This is a genomic window from Burkholderia sp. Ac-20349, assembly GCF_017104865.1.
Lineage (GTDB): Bacteria > Pseudomonadota > Gammaproteobacteria > Burkholderiales > Burkholderiaceae > Burkholderia > Burkholderia aenigmatica.
This window is the reverse complement of sequence record NZ_JAAGPM010000027.1, coordinates 21,602-35,300: the sequence shown is the minus strand read 5'-3', so window position 1 is coordinate 35,300 and position 13,699 is coordinate 21,602. Positions and strand designations below refer to the sequence as shown.

Genomic DNA, 13,699 nt, shown 5'->3' with positions numbered 1-13,699 from the left:
CCCGCACTGAAGGAGAAGGAAACATGTTGCTGATCGAATGTCCGTGGTGCGGGCCGCGCGCCGAATCCGAGTTCTCGTGCGGCGGTGAAGCCGACATCGTGCGCCCGGTTGCGAACGAGAACATGACCGACCGCGAATGGGGCGAGTACGTGTTCATGCGCGAGAACAAGCGCGGGCTGCACAAGGAGCAGTGGCTGCACGCGCAGGGCTGCCGCCGCTGGTTCAAGGCCACGCGCGACACGGTGACCTACGATATCAAGGGCTACGAAAAGTTCGGCGAAGCTGCCGGCAACGCACACGAAGAGGGCACGAGCAAATGAGCCAGAAAGACCGCCTCGGCACCGGTGGCCGCATCAATCGCGCGATTCCGTTGACGTTCACGTTCAACGGCCGCACGTATCAAGGCTTCCAGGGCGACACGCTCGCGTCCGCGCTGCTCGCGAACGGCGTGCACTTCGTCGCGCGCAGCTTCAAGTACCACCGTCCGCGCGGGATCGTGACGGCCGACGTCGCGGAACCGAACGCCGTCGTGCAGCTCGAATCGGGCCCGTACACGGTGCCGAACGCGCGCGCGACCGAGATCGAGCTGTACCAGGGGCTCGTCGCGTCCAGCGTGAACGCGGAGCCGACGCTCGAGAACGACAAGTACGCGATCAACCAGAAGCTGTCGCGCTTCCTGCCGGCCGGCTTCTACTACAAGACCTTCATGTGGCCGCGCAACATGTGGCCGAAGTACGAAGAGAAGATCCGTGAGGCAGCCGGTCTCGGCAAGGCGCCGGAAGCGCTCGACGCCGATCGCTACGACAAGTGCTACGCGCACTGCGACGTGCTCGTCGTCGGCGGGGGCCCGTCGGGCCTCGCCGCCGCGCATGCGGCCGCCACGGCCGGCGCACGCGTGATCCTCGTCGACGACCAGCGCGAACTCGGCGGCAGCCTGCTGTCGTGCCGCGCCGAGATCGACGCGAAGCCCGCGCTGCAGTGGGTCGAGAAGATCGAGGCCGAGCTGCGCAAGCTGCCCGACGTGACGATCCTGTCGCGCAGCACCGCGTTCGGTTACCAGGACCACAACCTCGTGACGGTCACGCAGCGCCTGACCGATCACCTGCCGGTGTCGATGCGCAAGGGTACGCGCGAGCTGCTGTGGAAGGTCCGCGCGAAGCGCGTGATCCTCGCGACCGGCGCGCACGAGCGGCCGATCGTGTTCGGCAACAACGACCTGCCGGGTGTGATGCTCGCCGGCGCGGTGTCCACCTACGTGCATCGCTTCGGCGTGCTGCCGGGCCGCAACGCGGTCGTGTTCACGAACAACGATCGCGCCTACCAGACCGCGCTCGACCTGAAGGCGTGCGGCGCGAAGGTGACGGTCGTCGATTCGCGCGCGTCGTCGAACGGTGCGCTGCCGGCCGCTGCGAAGCGGCAGGGCGTGACGGTGATGAGCGGCGCGGTCGTGACGGGCGCATCGGGCAAGTGGCGCGTATCGTCGGTCGACGTCGCGTCGCTCTCGAACGGCCAGGTGGGCGGCAAGCTGCAGACGCTGCCGTGCGACCTCGTCGCGATGTCGGGGGGCTTCAGCCCGGTGCTGCACCTGTTCGCGCAGTCGGGCGGCAAGGCCTGCTGGAACGACGAGAAGGCCTGCTTCCTGCCGGGCAAGCCCGTGCAGGCGGAAGCGAGCATTGGTGCCGCAGCCGGCGAATTCGGCCTGGCGCGCGCGCTGCGACTCGCGGTCGATGCGGGCGTGGAAGCCGCGAAGGCGGCGGGCTTCGCGGCTGCGCAGCGCGCGGTCGCGCCGCAGGTCGCGGAAGCCGTCGAAGGCGCACTGCAGCCGCTGTGGCTGGTCGGCAGCCGCGAAGCCGCGGCGCGCGGGCCGAAGCAGTTCGTCGACTTCCAGAACGACGTGTCGGCCGCGGACATCCTGCTGGCCGCACGCGAAGGCTTCGAGTCGGTCGAGCACGTGAAGCGCTATACGGCGATGGGCTTCGGCACCGACCAGGGCAAGCTCGGCAACATCAACGGGATGGCGATCCTCGCGGGTGCGCTCGGCAAGACGATTCCGGAAACGGGCACGACGACGTTCCGCCCGAACTACACGCCCGTGTCGTTCGGCACGTTCGCGGGCCGCGAGCTCGGCGATTTCCTCGATCCGATCCGCAAGACCTGCGTGCACGAGTGGCACGTCGAGCACGGCGCACTGTTCGAGGACGTCGGCAACTGGAAGCGGCCGTGGTACTTCCCGAAGAACGGCGAGGATCTCCATGCGGCCGTGAAGCGCGAATGCCTGGCGGTGCGCAACAGCGTCGGCATCCTCGACGCATCGACGCTCGGCAAGATCGACATCCAGGGCCCGGATGCCGTGAAGCTGCTGAACTGGATGTACACGAACCCGTGGAACAAGCTCGAAGTGGGCAAGTGCCGCTACGGGCTGATGCTCGACGAGAACGGGATGGTGTTCGACGACGGCGTGACGGTGCGCCTCGCCGACCAGCATTTCATGATGACGACCACGACGGGCGGCGCGGCGCGCGTGCTCACGTGGCTCGAACGCTGGCTGCAGACCGAATGGCCCGACATGAAGGTGCGGCTGTCGTCGGTCACCGACCACTGGGCGACGTTCGCGGTGGTCGGCCCGAAGAGCCGCAAGGTCGTGCAGAAGGTGTGCCAGGACATCGACTTCGGCAACGAAGCGTTCCCGTTCATGAGCTACCGGAACGGCACCGTCGCGGGCGCGAAGGCGCGCGTGATGCGGATCAGCTTCTCGGGCGAGCTCGCCTATGAAGTGAACGTGCCGGCGAACGCGGGCCGCGCGGTGTGGGAAGCGCTGATGGCGGCCGGTGCCGAGTTCGACATCACGCCGTACGGCACCGAGACGATGCACGTGCTGCGCGCGGAGAAGGGCTACATCATCGTCGGCCAGGATACCGACGGCTCGATCACGCCGTACGACCTCGGGATGGGCGGGCTCGTCGCGAAGTCGAAGGACTTCCTCGGCAAGCGTTCGCTCACGCGCTCGGATACCGCGAAGGAAGGCCGCAAGCAGTTCGTCGGCCTCTTGACCGAGGACGAGCAGCTCGTGCTGCCGGAAGGCGCGCAGATCGTCGCGAAGGACACGCAGGTGTCGGCGGTCGATCCGACGCCGATGATCGGCCACGTGACGTCGAGCTACTACAGCCCGATCCTGAAGCGCTCGATCGCGCTCGCGGTGGTGAAGGGCGGCCTGAACAAGATGGGCGAGAGCGTCGTGATTCCGCTGGCCAACGGCAAGCGCATCACCGCGAAGATCTCGAGCCCGGTTTTCTACGATACCGAAGGGGTGCGTCAGCATGTGGAATGAAACCAGAAACCAGACGCAGGTGGCGGGCGCGGGCGGCGTGACGCTTGAATCGCCGTTCGTCGGCGCGGCCGACGTGCTGAAACCGCACCAGGCGCGCGCCTCGAAGAAGTTCACGTTGCGCGAGCGGCCGTTCCTCGATCTCGTCAACGTGCGTGGCGAGTTGAGCGATCCGGCGTTCGTGAGCGCGTTCGAGCGCGTGGTCGGCTGCCGGCCGCCGGCAGCGCCGAACACGGTCGCGCGCGGCGCCGAGTACGACGTGCTGTGGCTCGGCCCGGACGAATGGCTCGTGCGCTCGAACGGGCCGGTGCAGGCCGGCGTGCTGGAGGCGCAGCTTGCGGAGGCCGTGCAGGGTTCGTATGCGGCGGCCGTCGACGTCGGCAGCGGCTACACGGTTGTCGAAATCAGCGGCGAACGCGTGCGCGACGTGCTCGCACGCGGCTGCCCGCTCGATCTCCATCCGCGCGCATTCAAGCCGGGCCAGTGCGCGCAGTCGCACTACTTCAAGTCGTCGATCGTGCTGATCCCGACCGGTGACGATGCGTTCGAGATCGTCCTGCGTCGCAGCTTCGCCGACTACTTCGTGCGCATCATGCTCGACGCGGCCGCGCCGCTCGCATCATGAAGCCGTTCGACGAACCGTTCGTGGCGATCGACGCGCCGCGCCTGCGCGGGCGCGGCTGGAGCGTGTTCGTCGACGAACTGAAGGTGCCCGCGCGGATCGGCATTCATGCGCACGAGCATGAAGCGCCGCAACCGATCGTGATCGATGCGCGGCTCGGCTATCGGTGCGAGCCGAGCGAGCAGGGCGAGTGGATCGATTACGACGGCTATTGCGCGCGCCTTGCCGCGTTCCTGTCGCACAAGCCGCATACGCGGTTGCTCGAAACACTCGTCGCCGATATCGCGGTGCTGTCGTTCCGTGAATGGCCGGCGCTGGAGTCGTTGACGCTGTCGGTGTACAAGCCGAAGATCCGGCCCGGTACGAAGCGCGTCGGCGTGTCGCTCGACTGGACGCGCGGCGATTATTTGCGGTGGACGGGGGCGGCGGGGCAGTTTTGATGTGACGGAGACGGTCGACGCGGGTGTCGAAACGATGCCGGTCGGCCGCCGGCGTGGCACGTGTTGGTCTGTATAGTTCCTGAAATATGCGAATAATGTATCGACCATGAGTGCATCGCCATTTGTTCCTGAAATATGAGAACAATTCGCCATCCCCGGCATTCAAGCCTATAATTCCGATATTCTCGTAACAATGCCGTCGATTTGCGTTCGACGGCGTTTTGTTCCTGGTATCCCGGAATTATGGCCCGCACCTTACCCCGCCCGATTGCATCACCCGACCCGCTTGCACAGGATCTCGCGGCGTTGGGCGCGCTCGTCCGCAACCGGCGGGCGCAGAACCAGATGCGGATCGATGACGCGGCCGATATGCTCGGCGTCTCCAAGGACGTGCTGTCGCGGCTCGAAAACGGCCGGGCGGTGAGCCTCGACAAGCTGTTCAAGGTACTCGACGGTCTGGGGCTCAATTTGCTCGTCGTACCGAAACGCGAAGTGCCCGTGGCTCGCAAGGCGTTGCATGAATTGGCTGAGCCGACCGTTCCGGCGGGGGCGCGGGAGGGCGCGTGATGGTTCATCGCCTGCGCATCTCGACCAACGGTTCGCCCGTCGGGCAACTGACTTACGATGCCCGTCAGGATGACTACGGTTTTTCCTATGACCCGACGTGGCAGGCGCGCGCCGATGCGTTCGCGTTGTCGCCGTGCATTCCGCTCGACGGCAGTTCGCTTCCCGTGGGAGCGGTGCAGCGCTTCATCGGCAATCTGTTGCCCGAGGGGCGTGCGCTCGAAGTGGCCGCGGCGATGTACCAGCTTTCGAAGGACAACGTGTTCGGCCTGATCCGGATGCTCGGCAAGGAGCCGGTCGGCGCGTTGAGTTTCCTGCCGGACGACGCCGATGATGCGCAGGCACCGGAAGTTGCCGAGTCCGAACGTCGCGTGATATCCGCGGAGGAGCTGACCGACCGCATTCGCAAGCGCGACGCGATCCCGTTTCCGGTGTGGGACGGTCAGGTCCGTCTGTCGATTGCCGGCCATCAGGACAAGTTGCAGGTGCTGGTCGAGGGGGCGCAATTTGCACTCGTCGAAGGGGCGCTCAGCAGCACGCACATTCTGAAGCCGGAGTCGGGCAATCCGCATGCGCCGTTCATGGTCGCCAACGAGCATTTCTGCATGACGCTGGCCGCGCGCATGGGGCTGCCAGTGGCGCCCGTCGAGATTCGCCGCATCCCGGAACCCATTCTGCTCATCGAGCGCTTCGACCGGATCGTGACGACCGAGCCGGACGATCCGACGCGCGTCAGTGCGGTGCGGCGCCTTCATGTCATCGACGGATGCCAGGCATTGGACTTGCCGGCGACGCTCAAGTACGAACGCAACCTCGGCAACAATGCGGACGTGCGCACTATTCGCGAAGGCGTGAGCTTCGAGAAGCTGTTCTCGCTGACGCCGTGTCTCGAGACCCCCGCGGCCGCGCGCACGGCCATGCTGCGCTGGGCCCTGCTGCAACTGCTGATCGGCAACAGCGACGCGCATGGCAAGAACATCTCGTTCTTCGTCAGCAGCGGCGGGCTTGCTCCGGCGCCGCTTTACGACCTCGTTTGCGTCAACGTGTATGGCGACGCGTACGTCCAGGATATGGCGATGGCCTATGGGGATGTGTTTTGCACCGAGGAATTGACCGCGTTCGCGCTCGCGGATTTTGCGCACCGCGCCCAAATCCGGCCGGCGTTCGTTGCGCGCGAAATGTCGAAAATGGCGAGTCTGGCGAGGAAGCTCGCGCCTGAATTGGCGGCGTCCGACGTTTACGCGGGCGACGAACGTGGATGGGTCGGCAATATTTCGGAGTACGTGTGTGCTCAGGCCGATCGTGTATTGCGTATTGCGCCTATGGTGTCCAGGGTGAACGTCGATCTGCTTTGAAATCGGGTGTTCCACGGGCGATCGTCGCAACACGCAATGCGGCGCGCTGCAACGATCACCCTCAGCCTAAGCGTCAAGCCGCAGCTACCCCACCCAGCGCCGGATAGTCGACATACCCGCGCGCATCGCCGCCGAAGAACGTTTCGCGCTGCGCGTCGTTCATCGGCGCCCCCGTCTTCAGTCGCGTCACGAAATCCGGATTCGCCAGCACCATCTGCCCGTACGCTTCGAGGTCGGCCAGCTCCGACGTCACGTCCGTGCCGATCGCGTCGCGCGTGCGGCCCGGGCGGTTCAGGATCAGCGTGCCGTTCCAGCGTGCACGCAGGTCGGCCAGCAACGCTTCGTCGCCGTGATGCATCACGTGCAGGTACGCGAGACCGAGCGGGTCGAGCTGCGCGGCCAGGTAGCGATACAGGTCCGGCCCTTGCTCGCCTTCGTCGATCCCCCACATCGTGTTGCCCGGCGACAGGCGGATGGCGGTGCGGTCCGCGCCGATTTCGTCGGCGATCGCCGTGGCGACCTCGATCGCGAAGCGCGCGCGGTTTTCGATCGAACCGCCGTAGGCGTCCGTGCGGAGGTTCGCGCTCGGCGCGAAGAACTGCTGGACCAGATACGCGTTCGCGCCGTGGATCTCGACGCCGTCGGCGCCGGCCTCGATCGCGCGGCGCGCGGCGAAGCGGAAGTCGTTCACGGTGTCGCGCACTTCGGCGGTCGTCAGCGCGCGCGGCGCCGGGATGTCCTGCATACCCTTCATCGTGAACATGCCCGCGCCCGGCGCGATCGCCGACGGCGCGACGGCCTGGCGGTGATGCGGCGTATTGTCGGGATGCGACATGCGCCCCGCGTGCATCAGCTGGATGAACAGCCGGCCGCCGCGTGCGTGCACGCGGTCGCTGACCGCCTTCCAGCCGGCGACGTGCGCGTCGGTATAGATGCCGGGCGTCGTCAGGTAGCCCTGCCCGTCGTCCGACGGCTGCGTGCCTTCGGTGACGATCAGGCCGAGGTCCGCGCGCTGCGCATAGTATTCGGCGGCCAGCTCGCCGGGCGTGCCGTCAAAGGCGGCGCGGCTGCGGGTCATCGGCGCCATGACCAGGCGGTTTTCCAGCGTATATCGGCCCACGCGGACCGGGGTGAACAGTTGGCTCATGATGCGTCAGCTCCTCGAGATTCGGGATGACGGCGCCGGGTCGGTGCCGCCTCGGGCGCCGGCCGCGCACGGGTGTGCCGACCTCGCCTCCACGCAGTCATCATCCATTGCTTCCTTTTCGGGATAAACCAGGTAATCTGGATAACATTGATCCATTGATGGAGCAGTAAGCATGGAACTGCTGAACGACATGGCGCTGTTCGTCGAAGTCGTGAAGGCGAAGGGCTTTCGCAGCGCGGCCGAGACGCTGGGGATGCCGAACTCGACGCTGTCGCGGCGGATCGGCGCGCTGGAGAAGGCGATCGGGCTGCGGCTGCTGCATCGCACGACGCGCCGGATCGAGCTGACGGAGGCCGGCCAGCTTTACTTCGAGCGCTGCAAGCGCATCGTCGACGAGGCGCGGCTTGCGCACGAGCAGCTCGGCGGGCTGCTGGCGGAGCCGACCGGGGTGCTGCGCGCATCGTTTCCGGTCGATTTCGCGGTGGTCATCCTGGCGCCGCTGGTCGTCGAATTCGCGAACCGCTACCCGAAACTGACCTTCGATTTCGAACTGACGTCGCGGCGCGTCGATCTGGTGAGCGAGCCGTTCGACGTGGCGATCCGCATGGGGCCATCCGAGGATTCGCAACTGATCGCGCGGCGGCTCGCGACGCTCCGGAATTATCTGTATGCGTCGCCCGGCTATCTCGCGCGTGCCGGCGAGCCGCAAGCGCCGGAAGACCTCACCCGGCACGCGTGCCTCGGCCTGCAGCGGAGCGGATCATGGACGCTGCACGACGGCACGCGTTCCGTTGCGGTACCGGTGAGCAGCCGCTTCGGGGCGAACAGCGTCGGCATGCTGCGGCGCCTGGCTACGCTCGATGCGGGCATCATCGTGCTGGCGGAGGCGATCGTCGCGGACGATCTGGCCGCCGGCCGGCTGCGCCGCGTGATGCCCGCCTGGGAAGGCGAGCCGCTGCCGGTCTACGCGATGACCGAAACGCGGCTGCTGCCCGCGAAGACGCAGCATTTCATCGAGTTTCTGCGGGAGCGTTTCGCGCAGGCGTGACGGGAGGTTGCGCGGGCATCCTTCCGTCGATCACTGCTGCGCCGGTTGCGGCGCGTCCAGCTGCGCTTCCCATTTCTTCAGGATGCGCACGCGTGCCTGGCTGAAATCGACCCAGCAGCTCATCCGCGCGTCTTCCGGGATCGTCTGCTGCGGATTGGCGGCTTTCACGTAGTCGCAGGTGTCGTCGGCGAAGCGGGTCCAGCTTGCCTGCGATTTCGCGAGCGCGCTGGCGGCATCGGGGTTGCGCTGCTTGAGCTTGCGCTCGAGCGACCGGTACGCGTGCTCGACGGCCTGATTGTTCTGGTCGAGTATGCAGATCCACACGTTGTTCATCGTCGGGCCATGCTTCTCGCAATCGACGGCCGCGAACGCGGCGGTGTGGCCGATCGCCAGCGCGGCGACGGCAAGGAAGCGGGAGGCGTGGCGCATGCGTGTCGAACGAAGGGGACTAGTTGCTGCGGACCGACGTCGGGCTCGACTTCTCGCTGACCGGCACCATGCGGGCCTTCGCATCGCTCGCGGGGTTCGCGGCTTTCGCGTCGTCGTCCGGTTCGAGCACGAAGCGGAACGCATCGACCCGCTGCATCACCTTCGCTGCATACGCGTTCGAACCGCCGCTGTAGCTCCTCAGTCCGGCCCGCACATCGCCACCGGCCGCCCTCACGTAGCCCGACAGAATTGCGGAGCCGACTTCGACGTTCGCGTTCGGTTCGGTCAGGTCCTTCACGTTGCGCACCAGGCCGCGGTGCGCGGTCGGCACGACCTGCATCAGCCCGGTCGCGCCATGCTGGCCGCGCGCCTTTTCCTGGAAGCGCGATTCGATCGAAATGATGGCGTAAACGAGTGCGGGCGGCAGCGAATATTTCGTCGCAGTGACGCTCACGATATCGGCGAGCTTCGCGGCGCGTTCCCGCGCGACGCCGAATTTCTTCGTCAGGTAGGACGTGATGCGGCGGTTTGCTTCGTTCGGCTGATCGTTGGCGTCGGCGAGCGGTGCGGATGCAACGGTCGGTGCCGATGCGGCCGCTTCGGGCGCGAACGCAGGCAGTGCGGGCGCCTGCTGCGCCGATGCCTGTTGCGCAATGCCGAGCGAAAGCACGATCAGCCAGAGAAACCGTCGCATGGTGGAGTGCGGGGAATGGGAAGGCGCCTAGTATATCGGCCAATTGCCGCAGGTGGTCGAAGGCTGGCTCGAATGAAAGCGGCATGTAGGCTTGTGTCGACTCGCGTCGGGCCGCGAGCCGATCGTTGCGCGGACACGCATCGGAGTCCGGATGAACGTCGCCAGGCGTGGCGTTTCGGTCGTTTTTACAGGTACCTGTGCGTGACAGGATGTGTCCCCACGCGCATTACGTGCGCCGGGCGGCCGCTACCCGTGCAAGCGCGCCGATCGCATCGCTGACGAGCACCGCGAGCAGCCCGACGATCACGCCGCCCTGCAGCACGAACGCGGTGTTCGACGTCTGCAGCCCCGCGATGATGACGTCGCCGAGCCCGCGCGCGGCGACCGTCGAGCCGATCGTCGCGGTGCCGAGATTGATCACGACCGCGAGCCGGACCCCGTTGACGATCACCGGAAACGCGAGCGGCAGTTCGACCGACACGAGTTGCTGCCAGCCGCTCATGCCCATCCCGCGCGCGGCGTCGACGACGTCGCGCGGCACGTCCTCGAGCCCGGCGATCGTGCTTTCGAACACGGGCAGCAGGCCATACAGCACGAGCGCGATCAGCACGGGCTTCAATCCGAAGCCGACGGCCGGCACCGCGAGCGCGAGCACCGCGACGGGCGGGAAGGTCTGGCCGATGTCGACGACGCTGCGCGCGACCGGCAGGAAATCCGCGCCCCACGGCCGCGTGACTGCGATGCCGGCCGCGACCGCGACGATCGTGCCGATCACGCTCGACAACGCGACCGTGCCGAGATGCGCGAGCGTGAGGTCGAGCAGGCTCGCGCGATCGTAGATGACCGGTGCGCCGTTGTCCGCGAACGGCGCGAACCATCCTTGCAGCCATGCGGGGCGCAACAGCAGCACGAGCAGCAGCGCGAGCGCGGCGGCGCGTGCGACAGTCGCAAGAAGCGCCGACCGCTTGGGCTGCACGCTGCTGCGCGTCGTCATGCGGGCTTCCTGGCGTGCGCGCGGATCGCATCGAGCGTGATGCGGCGCGTGTTGTGGCCGTTGCCATCTTCCACTGGCAGCACATCGACACCGCGCCACAGCAGCTCCGACACCGCATCGCGCAGCGTGCGCGTCGCGGCGATCGGTTCGCCGTCGGCATGACCGGCTTCGGCCACCAAGTCGATCGGCGTCAGCGCGAGCAGGCGCAGCGGCCGGTCGACGCCCGCGACGAGCTGCTCGACGACGCCGGCTGCCGGCTTGCCGAGAATCTCGGCCGGCGAAGCGACCTGCAAGAGCCGGCCGCCGTCCATCACCGCGATCGTGTCGCCGAGCTTCAGCGCTTCCTCGATATCGTGCGTGACGATCACGACCGTGATGCCGAGGCGGCGCTGCAGCGCGAACAGGTCGTCCTGCGCCTTGCCGCGGATGATCGGATCGAGCGCGCCGAACGGCTCGTCCATCAGCAGCATCGCGGGCTCGGCCGCGAGCGCGCGCGCGACGCCGACGCGCTGCTGCTGGCCGCCCGACAGTTCGTGCGGCAGCTTGTCCGCGAACTCGGCCGGTGCGAGATGGAACAGGTCGAGCAATTCGTTCACGCGCGCGTCGATGCGATCGGCGGGCCAGCCGAGCAGGCGCGGCACGGTCGCGATGTTGCGCGCGACGCTCCAGTGCGGAAACAGCCCGTGCCCCTGGATCGCATAGCCGATGCCGCGCCGCAGCTGCTCGGGCGCAACGGTGGCCGTATCGACGCCGTCGATGCGGATCGTGCCGCTGGTGGGCGCGATCAGCCGGTTGATCATGCGCAGCAGCGTCGACTTGCCGCTGCCCGATGCGCCGACGAGCGCGGTGATCGTGCCGCGCTTCATCGTCAGCGACACGTCGTCGACGGCGACGATGTCGCCGAAGCGTTTGCCGGCCCGTTCGATCTCGATCATCCTGCACGCCCTTTCGCGAGCGTGGTCGCGGCTTCGAACATGACGGCCGCCACCAGCGCGAGCGCGATCGTCGGGATCGCGCCGAGCAGCACGAGATCGGCGGCCGATTGCCCGATCCCCTGGAAAATGAAGGTGCCGAAGCCGCCGCCGCCGATCAGCGCGGCGACCGCGGTCAGCCCGATGTTCTGCACGAGCACGATGCGCACGCCGCTCAGGATCACCGGCAGCGCGAGCACGAGATCGACACGCAGCAGCCGCTGCGTGCGCGTCATGCCCATCGCGCGCGCCGCTTCGGTCACGTGCGGCGGCACTTGCCCGAGCCCGACCACGACGCTCGACGCGATCGGCAGCAGCGAATACAGGAACAGCGCGAGCACGGCCGGCGCGACGCCGATGCCGCGGATGCCGAGCGCGGCCGCGAGCGGCACGCGTGCGGCGAGCAGCCCGAGCGGCGCCATCATCAGCCCGTACATCGCGATGCTGGGGATCGTCTGCACGATGTTGAGCACGGGCATCGCGACGGTACGCACGGCCGCGATGCGCGCGCACGCGATGCCGAGCGGCACGCCCGCGATGAGTGCGGCAGCGACCGAGCCGCCCGCGAGCGACACGTGCCGGATCGCCTCCCGCCAGAAATCGTCGCTGCGCACCGCGTATTCGCGCATCACCGAGAGGCCATCCCACCAGCCGCTCGCGAGCGGCACCGAAATCGCTGCTATTGCAACGACGAGCGCGGCGAGGCGCCGCCACGGGCCGAATGCGAGCCGTGCGAGCGCGTCCGCGACGAACACGGCCCACGCGAACAGCAGCAGCCAGACGCCGGAGGAGGGCGACACGCGGGCGAGCATGTCGTCAGGTGCGACGACGTGCGTCGCGGCCGCGCCGACTGCGTACGCGAGCGTCGCGAGCCACGCGCAGCCGGCCGCGAGCCGCCACGTGGGGCGGCTCGCCGTCATCGCCCACAGCGCGCCGACGATCCACAGCGTCGCGAGCGCGGCTGCCTGCGGGGCCGGCAGCGCGGCGAACACCGACAGGTCGGTGCCGGCCGCGATGCGGTTCGGCCGCAGCACCGCGAACGGCAGGCCGAGCACGGCGACGATCGTCAGGATGCCGATCAGGATGCCGACCTTGTCCGCCGTGATGCGCCGCGCGGACGCTGCCGCGCGACCGGTCATTTAACGAAGCCCTTCGATTTCAGGTAGCTCTTCGCGACGCCGGCGGCCGGTTCGCCGTTGATCTGGATGCGCGCGTTCAGCGTCTGCAGCGTCTTCAGGTCGAGGCTCGCGAATACGGGCTTCAGGTAGTCGGCGATCTGCGGATGCGCTTTCAGCACGGCTTCGCGGATCACCGGCGCGGGGGCGTAGACGGGCTGCACGTGCTTGTCGTCGTCGAGCACCGCGAGGCCGCTCGACGAGATCCCGCCGTCGGTGCCGTAGACCATCGCGGCATTCACGCCGTCGGTCTGGTTCGCGGCGGCCTTGATGGTCGCGGCCGTGTCGCCGCCGGACAGCACGACGAGCTGGTCGGGCTTCAGCTTGAAGCCGTATGCCTTCTCGAACGACGGCAGCGCCGACGCGCTGTTCACGAATTCGGCCGACGCCGCGAGCTTCACCTTGCCGCCGCCGGCGACCCACTTGCCGAAATCGGAGAAGGTCTTCAGGTGCTGCGACTGCGCGACGGGCGCGAGCACGGCGACGCCCCACGTGTTGTTCGCGGGTGCCGGGGTGAGCCAGACGAGATGGTTCGCCGCGTAGTCGAGTTGCTTCGCGGTGTCATAGCCCTGGCTTGCGTTCTTCCACAGCGGATCGTCGGCCTTGTTGAAGAAGAACGCGGCGTTGCCGGTGTATTCGGGGTAGATGTCGATCTCGCCGCTCGTGAGCGCCTTGCGCACGATCGGCGTGGTGCCGAGCGCGATCTTTTCGGTGACGGGGATGCCGTGCGCCTTCAGCACCTGCGCGATGAGGTTGCCGAGCAGGTTGCCTTCGGTGTCGATCTTCGACGACACCACGACGGGCGTGTCGGCATGCGCGCCGGGCGCGACGAGGGTAGCGGCGAGCGCGAGGCCCAGGATCCGGGCGGGCAGGGCGAGCTTCATCGGGCCAATCTCCAGGGCGAGGGCGTACGCCGAAAGTTACTTGACTGAGCC

General features: G+C 67.5%; 14 protein-coding genes. 7 read left to right on the top strand and 7 right to left on the bottom strand.

Annotated features, from left to right (window positions below):
- Positions 1-23: 23 nt before the first annotated feature.
- The 6 genes from G3N61_RS12300 (at position 24) to G3N61_RS12275 (ending at position 6,306) form a co-directional block, all read left to right on the top strand.
- Positions 24-320 (top strand): sarcosine oxidase subunit delta, encoded by a 297-nt coding sequence (locus tag G3N61_RS12300; RefSeq protein WP_043180617.1) that lies wholly within the window; start codon positions 24-26, stop codon positions 318-320.
- Complete coding sequence (locus G3N61_RS12295) at positions 317-3,328, top strand: sarcosine oxidase subunit alpha family protein (RefSeq protein WP_089451944.1); 3,012 nt, start codon at positions 317-319, stop codon at positions 3,326-3,328. The genes G3N61_RS12300 and G3N61_RS12295 overlap by 4 nt, the downstream gene beginning before the upstream one ends.
- Positions 3,318-3,950, top strand: a complete 633-nt coding sequence (locus G3N61_RS12290) for a sarcosine oxidase subunit gamma (RefSeq protein WP_043180612.1) — start codon at positions 3,318-3,320, stop codon at positions 3,948-3,950. Before G3N61_RS12295 ends, G3N61_RS12290 begins: the two co-directional genes overlap by 11 nt.
- Entirely contained in the window at positions 3,947-4,387 is a 441-nt protein-coding gene (locus tag G3N61_RS12285; RefSeq protein ID WP_011354099.1) for a dihydroneopterin aldolase, read from the top strand. Before G3N61_RS12290 ends, G3N61_RS12285 begins: the two co-directional genes overlap by 4 nt.
- Positions 4,388-4,630: 243 nt before the next feature.
- The gene (locus tag G3N61_RS12280) at positions 4,631-4,954 is read left to right on the top strand and encodes a helix-turn-helix transcriptional regulator (RefSeq protein ID WP_089451945.1); all 324 of its coding nucleotides are present in this window, start codon (positions 4,631-4,633) and stop codon (positions 4,952-4,954) included.
- The gene (locus G3N61_RS12275; RefSeq protein ID WP_089451946.1) at positions 4,954-6,306 is read left to right on the top strand and encodes a HipA domain-containing protein; all 1,353 of its coding nucleotides are present in this window, start codon (positions 4,954-4,956) and stop codon (positions 6,304-6,306) included. Before G3N61_RS12280 ends, G3N61_RS12275 begins: the two co-directional genes overlap by 1 nt.
- A 73-nt stretch (positions 6,307-6,379) precedes the next feature.
- On the opposite strand, the gene G3N61_RS12270 is transcribed toward G3N61_RS12275, so the two are convergent.
- A complete protein-coding gene (locus G3N61_RS12270; RefSeq protein ID WP_205822506.1) occupies positions 6,380-7,453 on the bottom strand; it encodes an alkene reductase in 1,074 nt (357 codons plus the stop codon).
- Positions 7,454-7,625: 172 nt separating this feature from the next.
- Between G3N61_RS12270 and G3N61_RS12265 the strand changes: the two genes are divergently transcribed.
- Positions 7,626-8,501 carry a LysR family transcriptional regulator gene (locus G3N61_RS12265; RefSeq protein WP_089451948.1) on the top strand — a complete coding sequence of 292 codons (876 nt, stop codon included), beginning with the start codon at positions 7,626-7,628 and terminating at the stop codon, positions 8,499-8,501.
- A 30-nt stretch (positions 8,502-8,531) separates the two neighbouring features.
- On the opposite strand, the gene G3N61_RS12260 is transcribed toward G3N61_RS12265, so the two are convergent.
- The 6 genes from G3N61_RS12260 to G3N61_RS12235 form a co-directional block, all read right to left on the bottom strand.
- Positions 8,532-8,930: a lysozyme inhibitor LprI family protein gene (locus tag G3N61_RS12260; protein WP_089451949.1), complete on the bottom strand. Its 399-nt coding sequence runs from the start codon at positions 8,928-8,930 to the stop codon at positions 8,532-8,534.
- Between the two features lie 19 nt (positions 8,931-8,949).
- Positions 8,950-9,624, bottom strand: a complete 675-nt coding sequence (locus tag G3N61_RS12255) for a lytic transglycosylase domain-containing protein (protein ID WP_205822505.1) — start codon at positions 9,622-9,624, stop codon at positions 8,950-8,952.
- 226 nt (positions 9,625-9,850) lie between these two features.
- The gene (locus G3N61_RS12250) at positions 9,851-10,618 is read right to left on the bottom strand and encodes an ABC transporter permease (RefSeq protein ID WP_089451950.1); all 768 of its coding nucleotides are present in this window, start codon (positions 10,616-10,618) and stop codon (positions 9,851-9,853) included.
- Positions 10,615-11,553: an ABC transporter ATP-binding protein gene (locus G3N61_RS12245; protein WP_205822504.1), complete on the bottom strand. Its 939-nt coding sequence runs from the start codon at positions 11,551-11,553 to the stop codon at positions 10,615-10,617. The genes G3N61_RS12250 and G3N61_RS12245 overlap by 4 nt, the downstream gene beginning before the upstream one ends.
- Positions 11,550-12,728, bottom strand: coding sequence for an ABC transporter permease (locus G3N61_RS12240; protein WP_043180595.1), 1,179 nt, complete (start codon positions 12,726-12,728; stop codon positions 11,550-11,552). The genes G3N61_RS12245 and G3N61_RS12240 overlap by 4 nt, the downstream gene beginning before the upstream one ends.
- Positions 12,725-13,648 carry an ABC transporter substrate-binding protein gene (locus tag G3N61_RS12235; protein WP_043180592.1) on the bottom strand — a complete coding sequence of 308 codons (924 nt, stop codon included), beginning with the start codon at positions 13,646-13,648 and terminating at the stop codon, positions 12,725-12,727. Before G3N61_RS12235 ends, G3N61_RS12240 begins: the two co-directional genes overlap by 4 nt.
- Between the last annotated feature and the right edge of the window lie 51 nt (positions 13,649-13,699).

Excerpts from the sequence above, each read along its gene's own strand:
- G3N61_RS12270 (WP_205822506.1), bottom strand. The coding sequence starts at position 7,453 with ATGAGCCAACTGTTCACCCCGGTCCGCGTGGGCCGATATACGCTGGAA.
- G3N61_RS12255 (WP_205822505.1), bottom strand. The coding sequence starts at position 9,624 with ATGCGACGGTTTCTCTGGCTGATCGTGCTTTCGCTCGGCATTGCGCAA.
- G3N61_RS12240 (WP_043180595.1), bottom strand. The coding sequence starts at position 12,728 with ATGACCGGTCGCGCGGCAGCGTCCGCGCGGCGCATCACGGCGGACAAG.
- G3N61_RS12235 (WP_043180592.1), bottom strand. The coding sequence starts at position 13,648 with ATGAAGCTCGCCCTGCCCGCCCGGATCCTGGGCCTCGCGCTCGCCGCT.
- G3N61_RS12265 (WP_089451948.1), top strand. The coding sequence starts at position 7,626 with ATGGAACTGCTGAACGACATGGCGCTGTTCGTCGAAGTCGTGAAGGCG.
- G3N61_RS12290 (WP_043180612.1), top strand. The coding sequence starts at position 3,318 with ATGTGGAATGAAACCAGAAACCAGACGCAGGTGGCGGGCGCGGGCGGC.
- G3N61_RS12295 (WP_089451944.1), top strand. The coding sequence starts at position 317 with ATGAGCCAGAAAGACCGCCTCGGCACCGGTGGCCGCATCAATCGCGCG.
- G3N61_RS12275 (WP_089451946.1), top strand. The coding sequence starts at position 4,954 with ATGGTTCATCGCCTGCGCATCTCGACCAACGGTTCGCCCGTCGGGCAA.
- G3N61_RS12300 (WP_043180617.1), top strand. The coding sequence starts at position 24 with ATGTTGCTGATCGAATGTCCGTGGTGCGGGCCGCGCGCCGAATCCGAG.
- G3N61_RS12285 (WP_011354099.1), top strand. The coding sequence starts at position 3,947 with ATGAAGCCGTTCGACGAACCGTTCGTGGCGATCGACGCGCCGCGCCTG.
- G3N61_RS12260 (WP_089451949.1), bottom strand. The coding sequence starts at position 8,930 with ATGCGCCACGCCTCCCGCTTCCTTGCCGTCGCCGCGCTGGCGATCGGC.
- G3N61_RS12250 (WP_089451950.1), bottom strand. The coding sequence starts at position 10,618 with ATGACGACGCGCAGCAGCGTGCAGCCCAAGCGGTCGGCGCTTCTTGCG.
- G3N61_RS12280 (WP_089451945.1), top strand. The coding sequence starts at position 4,631 with ATGGCCCGCACCTTACCCCGCCCGATTGCATCACCCGACCCGCTTGCA.
- G3N61_RS12245 (WP_205822504.1), bottom strand. The coding sequence starts at position 11,553 with ATGATCGAGATCGAACGGGCCGGCAAACGCTTCGGCGACATCGTCGCC.